The sequence below is a fragment of the Acidipila sp. EB88 genome (assembly GCF_003858395.1).
Lineage (GTDB): Bacteria > Acidobacteriota > Terriglobia > Terriglobales > Acidobacteriaceae > EB88.
Genome location: NZ_QWEV01000005.1, coordinates 3561119 through 3580677, shown reverse-complemented (window position 1 = coordinate 3580677; position 19559 = coordinate 3561119). Strand labels below are relative to the sequence as shown.

Annotated in this window: 16 protein-coding genes; 10 read left to right on the top strand and 6 right to left on the bottom strand. The window is 66.0% G+C overall.

What is annotated here, in order from left to right:
- Window positions 1-230: 230 nt before the first annotated feature.
- The 5 genes from D1Y84_RS15105 (at window position 231) to D1Y84_RS15085 (ending at window position 7456) form a co-directional block, all read left to right on the top strand.
- Complete coding sequence (locus D1Y84_RS15105) at window positions 231-491, top strand: hypothetical protein (RefSeq protein WP_124849428.1); 261 nt, start codon at window positions 231-233, stop codon at window positions 489-491.
- 138 nt (window positions 492-629) lie between these two features.
- A complete protein-coding gene (mutS, locus tag D1Y84_RS15100; RefSeq protein WP_370245778.1) occupies window positions 630-3485 on the top strand; it encodes a DNA mismatch repair protein MutS in 2856 nt (951 codons plus the stop codon).
- Entirely contained in the window at window positions 3482-4702 is a 1221-nt protein-coding gene (locus D1Y84_RS15095; RefSeq protein WP_124849427.1) for a glycoside hydrolase family 3 N-terminal domain-containing protein, read from the top strand. The genes mutS and D1Y84_RS15095 overlap by 4 nt, the downstream gene beginning before the upstream one ends.
- Complete coding sequence (locus D1Y84_RS15090) at window positions 4699-5925, top strand: anhydro-N-acetylmuramic acid kinase (RefSeq protein ID WP_124849426.1); 1227 nt, start codon at window positions 4699-4701, stop codon at window positions 5923-5925. Before D1Y84_RS15095 ends, D1Y84_RS15090 begins: the two co-directional genes overlap by 4 nt.
- Window positions 5918-7456, top strand: coding sequence for an ABC transporter substrate-binding protein (locus tag D1Y84_RS15085; RefSeq protein ID WP_233581453.1), 1539 nt, complete (start codon window positions 5918-5920; stop codon window positions 7454-7456). Before D1Y84_RS15090 ends, D1Y84_RS15085 begins: the two co-directional genes overlap by 8 nt.
- Before the next feature lie 34 nt (window positions 7457-7490).
- Here D1Y84_RS15085 and D1Y84_RS15080 read toward each other — a convergent pair whose 3' ends face one another.
- The 3 genes from D1Y84_RS15080 to D1Y84_RS15070 all read right to left on the bottom strand — a co-directional run bounded on the left by D1Y84_RS15080 (window position 7491) and on the right by D1Y84_RS15070 (window position 10834).
- A complete protein-coding gene (locus tag D1Y84_RS15080) occupies window positions 7491-8348 on the bottom strand; it encodes an NAD(+)/NADH kinase (protein WP_124849425.1) in 858 nt (285 codons plus the stop codon).
- Window positions 8349-8511: 163 nt separating this feature from the next.
- Complete coding sequence (locus D1Y84_RS15075) at window positions 8512-9258, bottom strand: TlyA family RNA methyltransferase (RefSeq protein WP_124849424.1); 747 nt, start codon at window positions 9256-9258, stop codon at window positions 8512-8514.
- A gap of 4 nt (window positions 9259-9262) precedes the next feature.
- Entirely contained in the window at window positions 9263-10834 is a 1572-nt protein-coding gene (locus tag D1Y84_RS15070; RefSeq protein ID WP_124849423.1) for a YncE family protein, read from the bottom strand.
- A 237-nt stretch (window positions 10835-11071) separates the two neighbouring features.
- On the opposite strand from D1Y84_RS15070, the gene D1Y84_RS15065 reads away from it, so the two are divergent.
- The gene (locus D1Y84_RS15065; protein WP_124849422.1) at window positions 11072-11959 is read left to right on the top strand and encodes a DUF92 domain-containing protein; all 888 of its coding nucleotides are present in this window, start codon (window positions 11072-11074) and stop codon (window positions 11957-11959) included.
- A gap of 20 nt (window positions 11960-11979) precedes the next feature.
- Here D1Y84_RS15065 and D1Y84_RS15060 read toward each other — a convergent pair whose 3' ends face one another.
- Together D1Y84_RS15060 and D1Y84_RS15055 are read right to left on the bottom strand one after the other, a co-directional pair.
- Window positions 11980-12504 (bottom strand): YdcF family protein, encoded by a 525-nt coding sequence (locus tag D1Y84_RS15060; RefSeq protein ID WP_233581452.1) that lies wholly within the window; start codon window positions 12502-12504, stop codon window positions 11980-11982.
- A 286-nt stretch (window positions 12505-12790) separates the two neighbouring features.
- Entirely contained in the window at window positions 12791-13435 is a 645-nt protein-coding gene (locus tag D1Y84_RS15055) for an L-threonylcarbamoyladenylate synthase (protein ID WP_124849420.1), read from the bottom strand.
- A 144-nt stretch (window positions 13436-13579) separates the two neighbouring features.
- Between D1Y84_RS15055 and D1Y84_RS15050 the strand changes: the two genes are divergently transcribed.
- The 4 genes from D1Y84_RS15050 (at window position 13580) to D1Y84_RS15035 (ending at window position 18703) form a co-directional block, all read left to right on the top strand.
- Window positions 13580-14464, top strand: a complete 885-nt coding sequence (locus tag D1Y84_RS15050) for an RNA methyltransferase (protein ID WP_158615507.1) — start codon at window positions 13580-13582, stop codon at window positions 14462-14464.
- Complete coding sequence (locus D1Y84_RS15045) at window positions 14461-15786, top strand: replication-associated recombination protein A (RefSeq protein ID WP_124849418.1); 1326 nt, start codon at window positions 14461-14463, stop codon at window positions 15784-15786. The genes D1Y84_RS15050 and D1Y84_RS15045 overlap by 4 nt, the downstream gene beginning before the upstream one ends.
- A gap of 311 nt (window positions 15787-16097) precedes the next feature.
- Window positions 16098-16676 carry a DUF305 domain-containing protein gene (locus tag D1Y84_RS15040; RefSeq protein ID WP_233581451.1) on the top strand — a complete coding sequence of 193 codons (579 nt, stop codon included), beginning with the start codon at window positions 16098-16100 and terminating at the stop codon, window positions 16674-16676.
- Entirely contained in the window at window positions 16673-18703 is a 2031-nt protein-coding gene (locus D1Y84_RS15035) for an LVIVD repeat-containing protein (RefSeq protein WP_199726423.1), read from the top strand. The genes D1Y84_RS15040 and D1Y84_RS15035 overlap by 4 nt, the downstream gene beginning before the upstream one ends.
- Window positions 18704-18779: 76 nt before the next feature.
- Here the strand turns inward: D1Y84_RS15035 and D1Y84_RS15030 are convergent, their stop codons facing one another.
- Complete coding sequence (locus D1Y84_RS15030) at window positions 18780-19556, bottom strand: glucose 1-dehydrogenase (protein ID WP_233581450.1); 777 nt, start codon at window positions 19554-19556, stop codon at window positions 18780-18782.
- Between the last annotated feature and the right edge of the window lie 3 nt (window positions 19557-19559).

Below are 19559 nucleotides of genomic sequence, written 5' to 3'. Positions count from 1 at the left end.
CCCTGCCTCCTGCCACGCCCGTGGAACGAGCCGGCCCAGCTTCTCAGCCCTTCGGGTGTCGCGCCGAGCTCACGGCACCAAAGCAGGAAACAAACAAATTATCGAGAGCGCGGCAACAGAACCCACCAGCCCTTCATCTCTCCTGTTGTCAGCAGATGCAGGGTTCCGGGCAAGCGGCACACCCCACAACGTACATCACCAACCAACACAAGCCATGGAGGCTGAAACATATGTCCGACTATCGCGTGCAAGCTGGAGACATCCATGAAGACCAAGTCACCTCGTTGATGGAGAGCTACAGCGCGAAGCTGCCAAGCTCATTTTTCCTCGGCGCTTCCTTTGCCTCCATCATCGGTTCCCTCATCCTCAAGACCCAGGGCAAGGATGAGAATGCATTGTTTGTCGGTCAGTGGGCTGCGCCGTTCCTGCTGCTGGGCATCTACAACAAGATGGTGAAGCAGCACGGTTCGGACGCCGAAACCCGCGACTAGTGCTTTCGCAGTGAAAAAAAGAGGCCGCCCACGCGGCCTCTTTTTTTGTGCCAGCTCCCGGCACCAGCAATCCGTTCCCTGATTTCCCCAACCCTCTCCCGCCGGCTCCCGGACGCGTGATTTATTCTGGGCAAGCCTGTGAGCGACGCAACCACCCAGAGCCCTGAAGCGGATCACGGCATGCTCGAAGCTGCCGGCAAGGACGCGGCACCGCGTGTGCCCGCTGAGGCTCTCCCGCTCGTCCCCGCCGCTGCGCCCTCCTGGGATGCACCCCAGACGCCCCTGATGCGCCAGTATGCCGCGGCCAAGCAGCAAAACCCCGACGCCCTGCTTTTCTTCCGCCTCGGCGACTTCTACGAACTCTTCTACGAGGACGCACGGGTTGCCGCGCGCGAGCTCGGCATTACTCTCACCTCGCGTGATCGCGAGCGCGGCGTGCCCATGTGCGGGGTTCCATTTCACGCGGCGGACGCGCACATCGCGCGCCTGCTGCGCCGCGGGTTCCGCATCGCCGTCTGCGAACAGATGGCCGACCCCAAGCAGACCAAGGGCATCGTGCCCCGCGAGGTCACCCGCGTCCTGAGCCCGGGCACCGTGCTCGACCACACCCTCGACGCCGGAGAAAACAACTTCCTTGCTGCCATCCATGTATGGCAGCGCGGCGCCGAGCACGCCCGCACTGCCGATGCCGAGCGCAGCCCCGACAAGGTCCTGGAAAAAGCTGCCCGCGCAACAGCTACGGTAGCCGCGCTCGCGCTGCTCGATCTTTCCACCGGCGAGTTCCGCACCAGCGAGTGGTCCGGCCCCGCCGCCATCGCGCAGTGCGCCGACGCACTCGCCAACGCCGGCGCAACCGAGGTGCTGCTCGCCGCGCACAATCCCTTGCTGCTCGGCGAGGAATCGACCATGCGCGCACTCGAGCGCATTCGCACCAAGACCACACTCGACGCGTGGGTGTTCACCGCGGACTACGCTCTACCCTTGCTTGAAAAACAGCTCAGCGCTCGCTCGCTCGAGGGCTTCGGCCTGGCTGGGCACACCGCCGCGGCCATCGCAGCCGGGGCCGTGCTGCACTACGCGCAGTCCACGCAACGCTCCGCGCTCCAGCACATCGACACCCTGCGCTTTGAAGAGCGCAGCCAGCACCTGCAGCTCGACGCCGTGTCGGTGCGCAATCTTGAACTGCTGGAGCCACTATTCCGCGGCGCAAACGAGAGCGCCCACATCGCCACGCTGGCGCACACGCTCGACTGCTGCCAGACTCCCATGGGCAAGCGCCTGCTACGCGCCACGATCCTGCGGCCACTTGCCGATCCGGCAGCCATTCGCGCCCGGTACGCTGCGGTCGCCGAGCTGCGCGCCCACCTGATCCTGCGCGAAGAGCTGCGACGCGCCCTCGGCAATGTGCTCGACCTGGAACGGCTGCTCGCACGTGTCGCGCTTGAGAACGCAGGCCCGCGCGACCTGCTTTCCCTCGGGAGCTCCCTGCGCGCGCTGCCGTCGCTCTGTGCCACGCTGCAGCAGCTTCAGCAGGCACCCTGGTCGCAGGTGTGCGGCCGTATGCACTCGCTCACCAACGAGCTTGCCGCGCTTGAGCAGGCCATCAGCACCACCCTGGTGGCAGAGCCCCCCGTGACAATCGCCGAGGGTGGCGTCATCGCGCCCGGCGTCCACGCGGAGCTCGACACACTCCGCACGAGCTCCGGCGACGGCCGCTCCGCCATCGTTGCGATTGAGGAGCGTGAACGAGCCCGCACCGGCGTCGCCTCGCTCAAGGTGCGCTACACCTCGGTGTTCGGTTACTACCTTGAGCTCACGCGTGCCAACCTGCGCCACGTGCCTGCGGACTACGAACGCAAGCAGACTCTTGTCAACGCGGAGCGCTTCACCACGCCCGAACTCAAGGAGCTCGAGCACCGCATCCTGTCCGCGCACGATCGCTCTGTTGCGATCGAGAAGCAGCTCTTCGCCGACCTGCGCGCCTCCGTGCTCACCAGCGCCGCCGCAATCCGCTCCACCAGCACGCTGCTCGCCGAGATTGATCTGCTCGCGAACTTCGCGCACCTGGCCGCCGAGCGCGACTACTGCCAGCCCGTGCTGGTTGAAGGCGAAGCCTCTCTGCTCGAAGCCGCCGCCGCGCGCCATCCCGTGATCGAAAGCATCATGCAGCGCAACGGGCTCGGGCGCTTTACCCCCAACGACGTGTACCTCGACAGCGAATCAAGCAGCATTCTGCTGATCACCGGCCCCAATATGGGCGGCAAGAGCACCTACCTCCGCCAGGCCGCGCTGCTCGTCATCCTCGCGCAGATGGGCTGCTTTGTGCCCGCAACCAGCTTTCGCTACTCGCTGGTGGATCGGGTGTACACCCGCATCGGCGCCAGCGACAATGTCGCCCAGGGCCGCTCGACCTTCATGGTCGAAATGACCGAGACCGCGACCATCCTGAACACGGCGACCGCGCGCTCCCTCGTCCTGCTCGATGAGATGGGCCGGGGCACCGCGACCTTTGATGGATTGGCGCTCGCCTGGTCCGTGCTCGAGCACATCCACAACACCATCCACGCACGCACGCTCTTCGCCACGCACTATCACGAGCTCACCAACCTCGCCACGCAGCTCCCGCACCTGCGCAACGTGCGCGTGTCGGTCAAGGAGACGCCTGACGGCATCGTGTTCCTGCATGCCATCGAGCCCGGCGCCGCCAACAAGAGCTACGGCATCGACGTCGCACGGCTCGCCGGCGTGCCGCAGCGCGTACTCGCGCGCGCCCGGCAGGTGCTGCGTGCGCACGAGCGCGCCGAGCGGCACGAGCTCGCCGCCGAGCTTGCGCCTGCCACCGAGCCGCTGCAGCTCACCATGTTCACACCACTCTCGCAGCGCATCGTCGATCGCATCGAGTCCACCGAGATCGACAGCCTCACCCCCCTGCAGGCGCTCAACCTCCTGCAGGAGCTGCAGGAAGAACTCCGCATCAGCAAGGCCTCCGCATGAGCACGCCCGCCCAGCCGCGCACACGCATGCCTGCCCGCAACCGCCTGCGTCACCAGGTCGCCCAGCTCTTCCTGGTAGGCCTTGGCGGCACCACGCTCGATGCCACCGAGCGCGCGTGGCTGCGCCTCCTGCAGCCGGGAGGGGTGATCCTGTTCCGGCGAAACATCGAGAACCCCGCGCAAACCACAGCGCTGCTGCGCGAGGCAACCGAAGCTGCCGCCAGCGCGGGCGAACACATCCCTTCGATCCGCGCGGTCGACCTCGAGGGCGGCCTGGTCGACCGTCTGCGGGATGCGCTTGCGCCCATGCCCTCGGCTGCGCTCGTTGCGGCTAGCGGCAGCCTGCACGATGCGCGCCGGCACGGCGAGCTGATCGGCCGCGCCGTGCGCCTGCTTGGCTTCAACACCTGCTTCGCCCCGGTGCTCGATCTCGCACTGCCGGAGTCCGCACCCGTAATGCGCACCCGCGTTTACGGCGCCTCTGCCGAAAAGGTGGTGCGCTATGCAGAGCCATTCCTGCAGGCCATGCGCGGCGAGCGCGTACTGGCCAGCGGCAAACATTTCCCCGGGCTCGGCGGCGGCACGCTTGACTCGCACCACGCCACGCCGCACATCCATCGCACCTGGCAGCAGTTATGGGACGAAGACATGCTCCCCTACCGCGAACTGCTGCGCCTCTTGCCCATCATCATGGTGAGCCACGCCAGTTACCCCCGCATTGTGCAGGCAGGCGATGAGCCCGCATCGGTCTCGCATTTCTGGATCACCGAAACCCTGCGCCGTCGCATCGGCTATGAAGGACTCATCCTCTCAGACGACATGGAGATGGGCGGACTGCTGACGCAGATGACCATCGAGGAAGCCGCGCTGCGCGCAATCCTCGCCGGCTCCGACCTGCTCGAGATCTGCCGCGATCCGGCGCTGGTGCTGCGCGCTTACGAGGCCGTTCTCTCCGAAGCAGAACGCTCCACCGCGTTTCGCGCGATGGTCCGCCGCGCATGGGCGCGCGTCGTCGCACACAAGCACAGGCTGCTCACCCCGCAGCTCCCGCGCAACAGCACCGAGGAACAGCTCACGCGTATGCGCTCCGAAATTCTTGTCTTCACCGCGGAACTCGAAGCCTCGGAGCGCAGCCGCGCGAGGCAGCACGATGCCAACGCACCCGTGGCCGCAGCCTCTGGCCTCACCATTGCCGCACCCGAAGGAGAAGCGTCATGAGCATTGTTCCGCCGCCTGCTCCTGCTTCGCGACGCCGCCGTCCCACTCCACTTACAGTGGCCGGCATCATGAGCGGAACCTCCGCCGACGGCATCGACATCGCCGTGGTGCGCATCACGCCCCGCCCACGCGCTGCCTCACCCCGTATCGAGCTGCTCGCGCATCGCGGCTACCCGTTCCCCGGGGCTTTGCGTGCCGCCGTGCTGGCCGCGCAGGACGCGCAGCGCACCAGCACCGCAGAGCTGGCGCATCTCAACTGGCGACTCGGCGTAGCCTACGCGCAGTGCTACCAGAAAACAGCAGCCGCATATGCAGCACCTATTGACCTGGTCGGCTGCCACGGGCAGACCATCTACCACCAGGGCGCCGTCGAAACCTACGCAGGCGCACGCTTCCGATGCACCTGGCAGATCGGCGAAATGGCCCTGCTGGCCCAGGCCGCGGGTGTGCCGGTGGTTTCAAACTTCCGCCCCGCCGACATGGTCGCCGGGGGTCAGGGTGCGCCGCTCGTGCCCCTGCTCGACCAGGCACTCTACCGCGACGCACGTCGAACCCGCGTGCTGCAGAACATTGGCGGCATCGGCAATCTCACGGTGGTCCCGCCCGCGAGCAGCACCGCTCCCGTGATCGCATTCGATACCGGTCCCGGCAATATGGTCATGGATGCACTCATGCAGCAGCTGTACAGCAAAGCGTTCGATCGCGGTGGGCGCATTGCCGCCAGTGGCAACGTGCTTGAACCCGTGATCACAGCGACGCTGCGCGACCGCTTCTTCCGCGAGCCGCCGCCACGTTCCGCCGGGCGCGAGCAGTTCGGCGAGCGCTTCGCTAAGGAGTTCCTGCGCAGCTGCCGCCAGCACAGCCGCCTGCCTGCCGACGCAGTGGCCACCGCCACCGCGCTGACAGTGCATTCCATCGAACGAGCGCTCCAACAGTTTGCGACTGCACCAGATACAGATACGCCGCTCGACCTACTCGTCTCGGGCGGCGGCGCGCGCAACGGCACCCTCATGCACATGCTGCGAACCCGTCTCACCTCGCGCTCCGTCCGCGTACTCGCCACCTCCGACCCGTCGCTGCCCTCGCCCATGCCGGTGGAAGCAAAGGAGGCCGCCGCCTTCGCGCTGCTGGCCTACAACAGCTGGCACGGTCTGCCCGGCAACATCGCATCTGCAACCGGCGCTGCTACACAAGTGGTCCTGGGCCAGGTCACCTGTGCATAGACCATGGCAACGCGCCCTGGGCGCTTCCCTGCTGCCGCTGCTCGTGCTTGTGCCCGGCTGTGACCGGCACCGCGCATCCAGAAACACCGTCACCGTGCTGATCGAGTCAAGCCCCACCAACCTCGATCCACGCATCGGCACCGACGCCGCATCCGAGCGCATCGATGCATTGCTGTTCGACGCACTGGTGCGCAAAGACGCAAACTACAACATCGCGCCCGAGCTCGCCACAAGCTGGGACACACCCGACCCGCTCACCTACATCTTTCACCTGCGCGCCGGCGTGCGCTTTGCCGACGGCCGCCCACTCACCGCGCGCGACGTGAAGTGGACGATGGACACCATCCTCAACGGCTCCATCAAGACCGTGAAGTCCGCTGCCTACCGAAGCTGGAAGTCGATCGAAACCCCGGACCCGCTTACGGTTGTGGTGCACCTCAGGCAGCCCGATACCGGCCTGCTGCTCAATGTGTGCGACGCCGCGTTCGGGGCGATTCCATACGGCAGCGGCGCCGATCTGTGGCGTCATCCCATCGGCAGCGGACCCTTCACCTTTGTCAGCCAGGAGCAGGACAAGGAAGTCGTCGTCCGCCGCAATCCCCTGTACTGGGGCGGAGCGCCATCCATCGAGAACGTCCGATTCGCAGTGGTGCCCGATGCCATCACCCGCGCGCTCGAGTTACAGAAAGGCTCCGCGGACATCGAGGTCAATGCGCTGCCGACGGATCTGCTGCCCACCCTCGCGCGCAACCCGCACCTAGCGGTGCAAAGCGCACCCGGCACCACTCTGGTCTATGTCGTGTTCAACCTGCGCGATGCGCACCTGCGCGATCTCCGCGTGCGCGAAGCTATTGCCGCTGCCGTGGATCGCAGCCTGGTCGTACGCACGCTGATGGATGGACGCGCCCGCACGGCCGGCAGCGTGCTGCCGCCGGAGCACTGGGCCTTTACTGCCGACGACGAGCAGCATCCATTCAACCCGGCAGCAGCCAACGCACTGCTCGATCAGGCGGGCTACCCCCGCGGCAGGGATGGCGTGCGCTTCCACGTGGTGCTCAAAAGCTCCACCGACGAGCAGCGGCGCCTTATCTGCGCGGTGCTGCAGTCACAGCTTGCCGCGGTCGGCATCGCGCTCGACATCCGCTCCTACGAGTTCGCAACCTTCTACTCCGACATGACCAAGGGTGCGTTCTCCATGGCGCTCTCCAACTGGATCGGCGCCAACGAAGCGCCGGACATCTTCGGCTACGCCTACAGCTCCACGCGCATGCCGCCACACGGGGCCAACCGTGGCTTCTACTCCAATCCGCAGGTGGACGCGCTGATCGCCGACGGCGCAGCCAACGCGGATCACGCCGTGCAGGTGCACGATTACGAGGCAGTGCAGTCACTGCTTGCGCATGACCTGCCGGTGCTGAACCTTTTCTACATGGATACGGTGGCCGTGCAGAACACGCGCCTTACGCCGCTCGCCCTGAGGTCTTCCGGCAATTTCGACTTCCTGCGCACCGCCGCCCTGCGCAAGCCATAACACTGGCGAGTAAGGGTTCAAGCAGGCACGCGACCTACCGCGTGCCCCACTTCAGCTTGGTGCGCAGCACATCGTAAAAGGAGCCCGTGCCCACGCGCAGCAGCTTCACCTTGTGCTCCGAGCGCCAGCAGCGCAGCTCATCGCCGGCTTCAAGCGGCTGCGACTCCTGCCCGTCCACTGTAAAGAACGTTGGGTCATCGCCCGAGATCACGCGAATCTTCAAACGCGCATCGCCGCGCACCACCAGCGGCCGCATCGTCAGCAGGTGCGGGCACACCGGCGTCACGATATGCGCGTCCACCGACGGATCCAGCACCGGCCCGTTGGCAGAAAGTGAGTAAGCCGTCGAGCCGGTCGGTGTCGCCACAATCACGCCGTCCGCGCGGTACTCCGCGGCAAGGTGCCCATCGACGGACACGCTGAAGTAGCCCATGCGCGCAATCGTGCCCTTGGTGATCACCGCGTCGTTCAATGCCTCGTTCTCGCAGATCAGCTTGTTGCCACGCCACAACTCCGTGTGCAGCATGGTGCGCACGTCCAGCGCGCCGCAATCCACGCACCAGGCCTCCAGCGTCGTGTACAGGTCACTCAGCCGCACCTCGGTCAAAAAGCCGAGCGAGCCCAGGTTGACGCTCAGGATCGGCGTGCCCAGGTGCGCAAACACGCGTGACGCCGCCAGCAGTGTTCCATCGCCGCCCAGCACGATCACCAGCACCGGCACGTGCTCACTTAAACTCTCGCGTGCCACCACCGGGGCAGCATCGGTGTACGAGCCGCTGATCGCATCGAGTACCGGGGTAAAGTCGTGGTCGCGCAACCAGCCAATCAGTTCCACGAGAATCTCGCGCAACTCAGGCTTTTCCGGCTTGGAGACGATGGCAATGGTACGCATATCGACAAGTGTACCGGCTGGCCGCTCAGCGCCCCGCGCGCCCGCCAACGTCTCACGCTAGGGGCGGCGCACGGGCAAAAGACGCCCGCTCAAAACGGGCGTACCCTTGCCCGGTGTGGCGGCTCAAGCCCGCAACGCTGCGAGCGCTCGATTTACCTGGCGTTCATCGCCACAGCGCGTGCAGCAGAAACTCGTGGTTCCCCTCGGTCCCGGTAATCGGCGACTCAATCAGCTCAACCGAGTTCGCCCCGGCTGCCACCACGCACAAGCGCACCTTCTCCTGAGCCAGCACATGTGCTTCCGGGTCGCGCACGATACCGCCCTTGCCAACCCACTCGCGCCCCGCTTCAAACTGCGGCTTCACCAGCACCACGGCTTCGCGCACGGTGGGCGCGGCCAGCAACACCGGCGGCAACACCAGTGTTGCCGAGATAAACGACACATCCATCGAAACGAAGCTCAGCGTGCGCTCGGACACGGCCTTGGCAAGCTCGTCCGGCACCAGCTTGCGCGCGTTGCAGCGCTCCATCAACGTCACCCGCACATCGCTGCGCAGCTTCTGCGCAATCTGGCCCCACCCGGTATCCACCGCCAGCACGCTTGCGGCACCATGCTGCAGCATGCAGTCAGAGAAGCCCCCGGTCGAAGCGCCCACATCCAGGCAGTCGCGCCCGCACAGGTCGATGCCCCAGTGCTCCAGCGCGCGCTCCAGCTTCAGCCCGCCACGGCTCACATAGCGAAGGTCGTCCCCCAGCAGTCGCAACGCAACGCCCGGGTCGACGGACAAGCCGGGCTTCGTCTGCTTCTGCTCATCCACCAGCACGCGGCCGGCAAGTAAAAGGGCCTGTGCACGCTCTCGCGTTGGCACAAGCCCCCTTTCCACCAGCAGTTTGTCGAGCCTTGTCTTCACGGGGCTACTGGCTTGTGGTGGTGCATACAAACGGGGTCGTCGGCGCACCCGAACCCGGCGAGTTGCTCATGTTGACGATCGTGTTGGCCGTCACCGCGTTGCCCGCAATCGTGCTCTGCCCCACGTACTGGTAGTTGGTGTGCACGTCTACGCCGCAGCCAGGCAGTGCCAACTGTGCGGAGATCGTGTCGGTGTCAGTGCGCAGAATCGTCAGCGTCTCGCTGTCCGGCGCCACCGTGTACACCTTGCCCTCGGGATTGTTGTAGGTGGAAGCAATCACGCGCGGGTGTCCCGGTACGGCAATCGTGTTCTGCAGGTTAAAGCTGGTTGCATTCACAATCGCGATGGCACCCGAAGCAGTGGCATTGGTCGGATCACCCTGCAACACTACGTACACGCGGCTGCCATCGCCCAGGATCGACAATGCTGCCGGGTAGCTGCCGACGCTCACCGTCTTGAGCACCGTGCCGAAACCAGCCGCATCGTTGCCAAACGCGTCCACCGGCACACTGATGAACGTAATGGTGCCCGAGTCATAGTTTGCCGTTACCAGCAACGAAGTCGCCGGGTAGTACGCCGCGTACACCGGACCGGCGCCCACCTGGATCGTGCCAGGCTGGCCCGAGTTGCTGGTGAACGAGGTGTCCAGCGTATCCTGCTGCGCATTGATCACGGAAACAGTACCCGAACCGCGATTCAGAATAAACGTCCGCAGTCCGTCCGGCGAGGTCAGGCCGAACACCGGGCATGTGCCCACGGGGATCCGGCTCGAGACCGCGTTGGTAGCCGTGTCGATGCCGTCCACCTGGCCATTCGTCGTCACCGAGGTGGGGTCGGCACACTGGCCCCAGGTCACGTTGTTGCCATCCGCGCCCTGGCTGATCGCGTACACCCTCTGCGATGAGGGCGAGCCCGCCAGTGCAACTACCGCGGGCGCAACCGGGATCTCCTGCAACAGAGCTGGAGGAGAGCCTGCGTTGAGCGCCCCGACACTGTTGGGCGAGCGATCCTTGTCCACCGTGTAGATCGCAGCATTCTGCACGAGCAGGTTGCTTTCCACGTAAGCCGCGCCCAGCGTCGTGACCCCACCCGTGGTGGTGGTCGGCGCCGCAAACAGCGTCGTGGTCGAAATATTGTTGGCCTGCAGCGTCGACGTCAGCGGAATGCCTGAGATCGTACCGTCACAGTTGAGGCTGTACACCTCGTTCGTGTCCGGGGAGATTGCCGTCGTCAACGGTCCGTAGCCGGCCGCCGCCTGCGCCAGGATGCTGTCGCCCGAGAAATCGATCACCGTCGCGATGGACGGCTGCGCATACAGGGTCGTGGCGCTGGGGTTCCCCGCGGTTGGCGCGGCCAAGGGGGTGGGGCATGGGTTGGTGGCGGAGGCCGCTGTGCGCAGCGCCGGCTGCGTCAACACCATAGCGTATCCGCCGGCTGCGGTGCCAGCGGGTCCGGTAGGCTGTACGGGATTTACGACCGGACGATACTTGTTGCCGCAACCGATGGTGACTGCTGCCGCTACCAGCACAAACCCGCCAGCAAGCCATGGGCGCGCTGGTCCTGCGATACTTCGCACTCTTATGTACCCTCAATGCGGGATGGCGCGAGCTACTCGCTCGCTCCGAACAGCGGATCCGTCGAACAAGACCCTGCCGCTGGCTGATTGTAAACCACCTGCGCCGAGGCCCGCCCCGCCAGGCTGTGTGTTACCGGGCAACCGCGCCGCGGGGCCGCCTGCACGCCGACCGCCCCCATTCCCACTTTCGCCGCATCGCCTGTCGCTGCCCGGGCAGCGCTGAGCGAAGATACATCCATGAGCGAGACACCCCCGAGCAACGGCGCGCGATTCGGCTCCGAGCCACAGCCTGCAACCACCCGCCTGGCGGCCAGCGACTGGCAGTCCCGCACCGTGCTGCTGCTGGTTGTGCCCGCCGCCGCCGTGTACGCCGCGATCCAGGTGCTGGATGTCCCTTCCAACCGCCTGCTGGCCGCCAGCGCCCTGCTCAGCCTGCTGTTTGCCGCGCTGGTGTACGCTGTGCGCGCTGCCGGCATGGCCGCCGCACTCACGGGCGCTCTGCTCGCCTTCTGCTACGCGCTCACCCCGGCGTACCCGCACTCGCCGCTGTGGCCGCTCGCAGCCATGCTGGTACTTACGCTGGGGGCCTCGCGTATCGGGCGCAGGCGCAAGGCCGCGCAGTACGAGGCGCAGGGCCGGGCCGAGTTACACCATGGTCGATCCGCCGCGCAGGTCGCCGCCAATATCGGCGCCGGCGCTCTGGCAGGCGCGCTCATCAACAGCCAGGGTATGGTGCTGGCGCACGCCGCATTGCTGGCCGCGCTGGGCGAAGCGGCTGCGGACACCCTGGCCTCCGAACTGGGCCAGCTTGCTGCCGCGCCCCCACGCCTGCTGCTCACGGGGCAAAGAGTTCCACCCGGTACCGATGGCGCCGTGTCCATCCCCGGCACGCTCGCGGGTTTCGCGGGCGCTGCAGCCGTGGCCGCCTGCGCGTGCTGGGCCTTTGCCCTGCCGGTATGGGCTACCGCCCTGGGTGCGGGCGGAGCACTGTTCGGCTTCCTGGCCGACACCGTGCTCGGTCAGTTGCTGGAGCGGCGCGGCTGGCTGCGCAATGACGCCGTGAACTTCATCTCGACCCTGTTCGCCATGCTGTTCACCGTCGCGCTCGGGCGCCTGCACCATTAAGACCGGCAACCGCTGCGACGCTAGTGAAGAATGCCCATCACCCACGCGGTGTAACTCAGCACCTCGTGCGCCACGCGCGTGGCACGCTTGCGCCACGGCAGTGCCACCAGCTCCTGCCGCGGCGAGGTGTACACGGCAAGGCCTGCCCGCTCACACAAGGCATGCACGCGGAACAGGTGGGTCCCGTCGCTCACCACGATGATGCGGTGCAGGTTGTTGGCGCGCGCTATGTCGCTCAGGCGCGCCGCCGACTCGCGCGTATCGCGCGAACGCGTTTCGGCGATGATGTGCTGCTCCGGAACGCCGCGCGCCAGCAGGAAGTCCTCGCCCACTCCACCCTCGGAGTGCGCCTCGCCGCCTTCGCCGCCGCCCAGCGTAATCATCATCGGCGCCAGCTTCTCCTGGTACAGCCGCAGCCCATGCATCAGCCGCGCACGCAACACCGGCGAAGGACGTCCGTCATACTCCGCCGCGCCAAACACAGCGATGGCATCCGCCGGCTGCGCCTGGTCATGCGTCGCATAGTAGTGGATGCCCGCTGACACGTACCCCACCCACAACACCGCGAGCGACAACAATCCACCGCACGCTAGCAAGAGCCAGCGCCGCCGTGGCCGCTCTGGCGCAGCACGCAGCACGGGCGCCTGCGTCGCTTCCTGTAGTGTCCGCGGTATTCGCGATGTCTCGGGTACGGCTGGTTCTTGCATAGGGTCGGTAATGGTTACTGATTCCGCGGAGGCACAAAGGCTTCAGGCAAAGTTCACACAGCCCGTCCATTGCACCGCGCTGCCGGCCCGCATACCGGCCGAACGCCTGCCACGGCTCCGGCGCTTACCGCCCGAGGCACAACGCTATGTCGTACGTGGGGATCGCGCCTTCACGCAGAATCTGCCAGTGGTGGTCGCCGTTCGACAGGTCCACGATCGTCGTGGGCAGGCTGCGCCCGGTCGGGCCGCCATCCACAATCAGCGGAATCCGGTCACCGATCTGGTCGCGTACACAGGCCGCGTACGTACACTCCGGCGCGTGCTGCAGGTTGGCGCTGGTTGCGGTAATCGGCAACCCGAACGCCTCCACAATCGCACGTGGAATTGCCGCATCGGGAATACGCAGCGCCACATTGCCCGTGTTCGCCGTCGAGCGCAGCGGCAGTCGCGAGCTTGCCTTGACGATCACCGTCAACGGCCCCGGCCAGAACTTGTCCGCAAGCTTGTCGAAGTTGTTGCCAATGTCGCGCGAAAGCGAGTACGCCTGCTCGGCGCTTGCGATCAGCAGCGACAACGGCTTGTTCTTCATGCGCGACTTGATCTCGTAAATGCTCTCGACCGCACGCAGGTTCACGGGATCCACGGCCAGCCCGTAAAAAGTATCGGTGGGCATACCCACGACCTGGCCACTCTGGAGGCACTGCACCACATACCGCACGCGGTCTGCTTCCGGTTCATCCGGATGCATGCGCAAAATCTCTGCTGACACGTTCACTCCGCAGCCTGGGAAAGTTATGGAACCGCGCAGAACCCGGGCATGGCGGCGCGGGGCGATACAATCCCACCGATGCACCCTGCGCTTACAGCACGTACACGAATTGTACAGAGTCCCGCCAATCGCTGGGTCAAAGCATTGCGCGCCGCGCTCACGCACCCGCCCGTGCTTGCCCGCAAACCATACGAGCCCAGCGAGACGCCACTGCTTGCCCTGGAAGGCTTTCACCTGGTCGCTGAAGCCATGCGCAGCGGCCTCGCCCCGGCTGCGCTGTTCTTCCGGTCCGGCGAAGAAGCCGGTGCGCTTGAGACGCTTGAGCGCATGCTGGCACAACAGGATCCCGCGCCCACCGAACACTCCATCGCGGCCGACCCCGCGGAGCTGCTCGCCCTGCCACCCGCGCTGTTCAGCTCCCTGCTCGAGACCGACGCGCCCCAGCCCATCGCCGCGCTCGTACCCGCACCCTGCTGGACCGCCGCCCAGCTCTTCACGGGTTTAACGCCTGCGCGTGGATCCAGCGAGCGGCCGGCCTCGCCCTTGCTCCTCGTGCTCGCCGCACTGCAGGACCCCGGCAATGTCGGCACACTCCTGCGCTCCGCCGAGGCTTTCGGTGCTACCGGCGCGCTGCTGCTTCAAGGCACCGCCACCCCGTGGAGCAGCAAGAGCCTCCGCGCTGCCGCGGGCTCCTCCCTGCGCCTGCCTCTGCTTGCGATCAGCCACGGTGGCGAAGCCGCTGTGCTTCTGCGGCAGCAGGGCATCCGCTCCTTCGCCGCTGTGCCTGCAGGCGGCATCTACCCGGGCACCGCCGGCCTCCATCATGCCGCGGCCCTCTGGATTGGCAACGAAGGCGCAGGGCTCAGCGAGCGCGATCTCGCCGCCTGCGACGCCCGCATCTCGCTCCCCATGCACGGCCCCACCGAGTCGCTCAACGCCGCTGTCGCCGGCAGCCTCCTGCTCTACGAGGCGGCACGCGTACGCCACGCCGCTCCTCGCGCCAGCACGGCCGCATCTCAACCCGCATGAGCCTGTTCGGCACCACGCCCGACGCCGCCGCACGCTCCGCGCCCCTGGCCGAGCGCATGCGCCCGCGCTCACTCGCCGAGTACGTTGGCCAGCAGCATCTGCTCGCCCCGGGCAAGCCCCTGCGCCTGCAGATCGAGGCCGACGACAGCGCCTCCATGATCTTCTGGGGACCGCCCGGCGTCGGCAAGACCACGCTCGCCAAGATCATCGCCGAAACCACCACCGCCACCTTCATCGAGTTCTCCGCCGTGCTCTCCGGCATCAAGGAGATCAAGTCCGTCATGGTCGACGCCGAAAAAGCCGCCGGCTTCGGCTCGCGCACCATCCTGTTCGTCGACGAGATCCACCGCTTCAACAAGGCGCAGCAGGACGCCTTCCTGCCCTACGTCGAGCGCGGCACCATCCGCCTCATCGGCGCCACCACCGAGAACCCCTCCTTTGAAATCATCGCCGCGCTGCTCTCGCGCTGCCGCGTCTACACCCTGCACGCGCTCTCTGACGACGAGATCGTCGCCCTGCTCGAACGCGCGCTCCATGACCGCGAACGCGGACTCGGCCTGCTCGCCGTCGACGCGGACCGCGACGCGCTGCTCCGCATCGCCGACTACACCGGCGGGGACGCCCGCAACGCGCTCAACGCGCTGCAGGCCGCCGCGCAGATCGCCGCAGTCTCCGCCGCGAAACGCATCAGCGTCGACCTCGTCGCGCAGGCTCTGCAAAAGCGCACCCTGCTCTACGACAAGGGCGGCGAAGAACACTACAACCTCATCTCCGCGCTGCATAAGTCGGTGCGCAACTCCGACGCCGATGCCGCCCTGTACTGGCTCGGCCGCATGCTCGCCTCGGGTGAAGACGCTGGTTACATCGCGCGGCGCATCGTGCGCATGGCCATTGAAGACATCGGCCTCGCCGCACCCGAAGCACTCAACCTCTGCCTCTCCGCCCGCGATGCTATGGACTTCCTCGGCGCACCCGAAGGCGAGCTCGCGTTGGCACAGGCTGTCGTGTACCTCGCGCTCGCGCCCAAGTCCAACGCCGTCTATACCGCCTTCAACGCCGTACAGGCCGACGTCGAAAACACCCGCGCCCAGCCCGTTCCCCTGCACCTGCGCAACGCCCCAACCCGCCTCATGCGCGAGATGGACTACGGCAAAGGCTACAAGTACGCCCACGACCAGGAAGGCCGCGTTGCCGCCATGGAGTGCCTCCCCGAAAACCTTCGCGGCCGCCGCTACTACCAGCCCACCGACCAGGGCCGCGAAAAACTCCTCGCCCAGCGCATGGAAGAAGTCCGCCAGCGCCAGAAAGCCGATCAGAAATAAAAGGCACCCCCCCTGCGCGGGAGGCGGCCACTTCGTGGCGGGTGATCTCGAAGAAAGACAAGTCACGAAGTGATCGCCTCCCGCAGGGGTTTTCGGTCTTCAGTCCCAACGCACAAGCTTCTGCAGTCTCGCCATAACTTCGTGTTAGCGTGTCAGCATCGATGATGTTCGCAAGATTCAGAATCCCTGATCCGCTGTTCCATTCCCCAGGCTCACACCCCACGCGATCGCCGCACGTGCCTGCTGCTGCCATCGCGCTTGCCGCCATGCTTTCCTTTGGCGCCAACGCGCAGCAGTCGGCGCCCGCGATCGTGCAGCCCGGCGCACCCGGCGCGCCCAGCAGGCAACTGCCATCCGGTACCCACGCCATCGGCACTCCGATCAACCAGGCCGACGTCGCGTTCATGCAGGGCATGCTGATGCACCATGCGCAGGCCGTCGAAATGACCGCGATGATCCCCTCGCACACACACAACCCCGAGGTGCGCGCACTCGGCGCACGCATCAGCTCCTCGCAGTCTGACGAAATGCGGTTCATGCAGCGCTGGCTCGCCGCGCGCAACCAGCCGCTGTCGATGGGCATGCCCGGCATGCCCGATATGGATATGCACGGCGATCCCATCGAGCCGATGCCCGGCATGCTGACGCCCGCGCAACTCGCCGCACTCAGCCGGTCAAAAGGCGCGCAGTTCGATCACCTGTTCCTCACCGGTATGATCCAGCACCACAATGGCGCTCTGGTCATGGTTAAGGATCTGTTCGCCAGCGCAGGTGCCGGGCAGGACGCCGACCTCTTCGATTTCGCAACCGACGCAGACAACACGCAGCGCGCCGAGATCCGCATCATGCAGGGTATGTTGGACAACAAGGCTTTGGAGGAGAAACGATGAAGCAAGCGCAGCGCGCAGCACGACGGCTGGCCCACGCAACTGTAACCGCGGCGGTGTTATATGGAGGAGTCACCCTGTTGGGTGCTCAGGCCCAGTCCACACAGACCGCCCCCGCCGCACAGCCCGCGCCTGCCGCCAAGGCCCCGGACGCGCCCGCGAACCCCTTCGCACCGCAGTCCGCGCCGCCGCTGCCCCCCGGCATGACCGGCTCCGACACGTCCGATCCTCGCTACACCCTCAAGCCCGGCCTCTACGACGCAGGCGAAGCCGCCATGGGCCTGCGGCACCTGCAGTTGCTGAAAAAGCCCGACGCCTTCCAGCTCGGCGCCGACCAGCCTGACGATCCAAAGGTAGCCAGGACCCTTGCACAGCTTGGCGTCGGTGAGCCCGGCAAGATGGCGCCGCCCATGAAGATGGAAATCGCGCAGCTCGCCTTTGCAAACTCTGACTTCGCGTTCCAGGGCACCCATCTCTTCCAGGGCAACTTCTACGGCGTCAATATCTTTGACATCTCCCATCCGTCCAACACAACGCTGCTCACCTCGCTCGTGTGCCCCGGCGGCCAGGGCGACGTGTCCGTGTACGGCAACCTCCTCTTCATGTCGGTGGAAATGCCCAACGGCCGTCTCGACTGCACCGCGCAGGGCTTCCCTGCCGCGCCGCCGCCCGCGCCCGGCCATGAGCACGACCACAACCCGCCGCCCGCGCAGAAAGATCGCTTCCGCGGCGTGCGTATCTTCGACATCACTGACATCAGGAATCCCAAGCAGGTAGCCGCCGTGCAGACCTGCCGCGGCTCGCACACGCACACGCTCGTCATTGACCCCAACGACAAGGACAACGTCTACATCTACGTCTCCGGCACGTCGTTCGTGCGCCAGCCGGAAGAACTCGCCGGCTGCTCCGCCGAAACGCCCGACAAGGATCCCAATACCGCGCTGTTCCGCATCGACGTAATCAAGGTTCCCGTCGCCGCGCCGCAGGAGGCAAAGATCGTCTCGAGCCCGCGAGTCTTCATGGACCCGCGCACCGGCGCGCTCAACGGCCTCAACAACGGCGGCACCCACGACAAGGGTCACGAGAAAGCCGCTGACACCAACCAGTGCCACGACATTACCGTCTACTCCGCCATCGGCCTCGCCGCGGGCGCCTGCTCCGGCAATGGACTCCTGCTCGACATCAAGGATCCCGCGCACCCCAGGCGTGTCGACGCCGTCAATGATCCCAACTACGCCTACTGGCACTCCGCGTCGTTCTCCAACGACGGCTCCAAGGTCGTCTTCACCGACGAGTGGGGCGGCGGTCTCGGCGCGCGCTGCCGGCCCAACGATCCCAACAAGTGGGGCTCCGACGCGATCTTCCACCTGTCCAACGACAAGCTGAGCCTCGCCAGCTACTACAAGCTGCCGGCCGCGCAGGGTGACACCGAAAACTGCGTCGCGCACAACGGCTCGCTGATTCCCGTGCCCGGCCGCGACATCGAAGTGCAGGCCTGGTACCAGGGCGGTATCTCGATCATGGATTTCACCGACGCGGCGCATCCGTTCGAGATCGCCTACTTCGATCGCGGTCCCATCGATCCCAAAATGCTCGTGCTCGGCGGCGACTGGTCGGCCTACTGGTACAACGGCAACATCTATGGTTCCGAGATCGCGCGCGGCATGGATGTCTTCGAACTCACCCCGACCAAGTTCCTCACGCAGAACGAGATCGACGCTGCCAAGTCGGTGCGCCTGTCTGAGCTCAACGTGCAGGATCAGCAGAAGATCGAGTGGCCCGCGCAACTCGTCGTGGCCAAGGCGTACCTCGATCAACTCACCCGCTCGAAAGCGCTCCCGCAGGACCGCATCTCCGCACTCGAGAAAGCCATCGCACAGGCCGAAAGCACGCACCTCGGCTCCGCTGAACTCGCAAAGCTCCGCGCCATGGCGGCACCGCTCGAGCAGAACGCAACTGCAGCCACCAACCCTGCCGACGCAACGCGCCTCCACGCGCTCGCCAGCGTGCTGATGCACCCCACCGCGTAACCTGCTCAACGCCACACGCACAAAGGCGAGATGCTTCCTGCATCTCGCCTTTGTGTTTTCGCTTCCCGTCGACGCGCTACTGGTTCACACCACTCGCCAAAAATCCACCGTCGACCACCAGCACCTGCCCGGTCACAAACGAGGCAGCCTCCGAAGCGAGATACACCGCCGCCCCGACTAACTCGTCGGTATGTCCAAACCGCCCCATCGGTGTGCGCATCAGCAACTCCTGCCCGCGCGGCGTACTGTCCAGCAGCTCTGCATTCAGCGCCGTGCGAAATACCCCCGGCGCAATTGCATTCACCAGCACGCCATGCTTTGACCACTCCACCGCCAGCGAGCGCGTCAGCGACGCCACCGCCGCCTTGCTTGCCGCATACGCCGCCACCTCGTTCAACGCCACAAACGTGTTCAGCGAAGCGATGTTGATGATGCGCCCGTACCCTCGCTCCAGCATCGCCTTGCCGAACACCTGGCACGCACGCAGCGTGCCCGTCAGGTTCGTATCCAGGATCTCCTGCCATTCGTCCTCCGGCATCGTCAACGTCGGCGTGCGCTTGATCTTGCCCGCGCAGTTCACCAGGATATCGACCTTGCCGAACGCCGCCAGCGTCTGCGACAGCAGCTCTTCAATCGACGCACGCTCCCGCATGTCCGTGCGCACGCGCAGCGTAAGCCGCCCTATCGCCTCGATCTCCGCAGCAACACTTTCCACGTGCTCAGCCCGACGCGCTGTCGCCACCACATCCGCGCCCGCCTCGGCCAGTCCAAGGCTCAGCGCATGGCCAATCCCGGCCGTGCCGCCAATCACCACCGCTACCTGTCCTTCTAAACTGATCGCTGTCTTCGACACATC

What these genes read in the sequence shown, in the direction of transcription:
- D1Y84_RS15065 (WP_124849422.1), top strand. Translation starts at nt 11,072, where the DNA reads ATGAGCGAGACACCCCCGAGCAACGGCGCGCGATTCGGCTCCGAGCCA.
- D1Y84_RS15080 (WP_124849425.1), bottom strand. Translation starts at nt 8,348, where the DNA reads ATGCGTACCATTGCCATCGTCTCCAAGCCGGAAAAGCCTGAGTTGCGC.
- D1Y84_RS15095 (WP_124849427.1), top strand. Translation starts at nt 3,482, where the DNA reads ATGAGCACGCCCGCCCAGCCGCGCACACGCATGCCTGCCCGCAACCGC.
- D1Y84_RS15090 (WP_124849426.1), top strand. Translation starts at nt 4,699, where the DNA reads ATGAGCATTGTTCCGCCGCCTGCTCCTGCTTCGCGACGCCGCCGTCCC.
- D1Y84_RS15105 (WP_124849428.1), top strand. Translation starts at nt 231, where the DNA reads ATGTCCGACTATCGCGTGCAAGCTGGAGACATCCATGAAGACCAAGTC.
- D1Y84_RS15045 (WP_124849418.1), top strand. Translation starts at nt 14,461, where the DNA reads ATGAGCCTGTTCGGCACCACGCCCGACGCCGCCGCACGCTCCGCGCCC.
- D1Y84_RS15035 (WP_199726423.1), top strand. Translation starts at nt 16,673, where the DNA reads ATGAAGCAAGCGCAGCGCGCAGCACGACGGCTGGCCCACGCAACTGTA.